Genomic DNA, 563 nt, shown 5'->3' with positions numbered 1-563 from the left:
CTCGAAGTATGTTTGCAGTACACACCCCTTTGTCGACGACGTATGTGTACTTAAAATGGCTAGAAACGGTACTACTCAGGCTTCCTCATCCGGCTTGTCTTAGTCTTCAACCCGATAGTATATCGAATAAATTACCAACACCACCTGAACCTTGCCTATAAAGTTCTGTGAATCCACAGCTTTTACAAGAAATTGCGCCAAATTTCTGATTCTGATAATTGAAGAAACGTGAAAGACCGGAACCAGTGGTTCTTATCTCTCCTTTCTCATATTCATAGCTACCACAGCGATTACATTTGAATTCTGCCATACCTCCCTGACGCCTTTGTTTAATTTAATACTGTGGTTGTTTTGTTCTTTGGTGGGTCTACTATAGATCCTATAACAGCGCCTTTTCACTTATTCAAAGCTATAGGTTTGTTATTCTCATCAACTGCAACCATTACTGCTCTTGCACTTGTAACCTCAATAAAATCTCCCTCTTCAGCAAACTGTCTTTGAGCGAAAACATCAATATCAATCGTTACAGAAGTCCTACCTAATTTGTGAGTACTGGCATAATA

The 563-nt window shown here is 39.4% G+C and carries 1 protein-coding gene; it reads right to left on the bottom strand.

Going from position 1 to position 563, the window contains the following annotated elements; genetic code table 11:
* Window positions 1-106: 106 nt before the first annotated feature.
* Window positions 107-310: a zinc ribbon domain-containing protein gene (locus QGG57_07100; GenBank protein ID MDP7007921.1), complete on the bottom strand. Its 204-nt coding sequence runs from the start codon at window positions 308-310 to the stop codon at window positions 107-109.
* Window positions 311-563 lie beyond the last annotated feature (253 nt).

It is taken from the genome of Candidatus Poseidoniia archaeon (assembly GCA_030748895.1).
Lineage (GTDB): Archaea > Thermoplasmatota > Poseidoniia > MGIII > CG-Epi1 > UBA8886.
This window is presented reverse-complemented; position numbering and strand designations above follow the sequence as displayed.

Coding starts and splice junctions, on each gene's coding strand:
- QGG57_07100 (MDP7007921.1), bottom strand. CDS start 310: ATGGCAGAATTCAAATGTAATCGCTGTGGTAGCTATGAATATGAGAAA.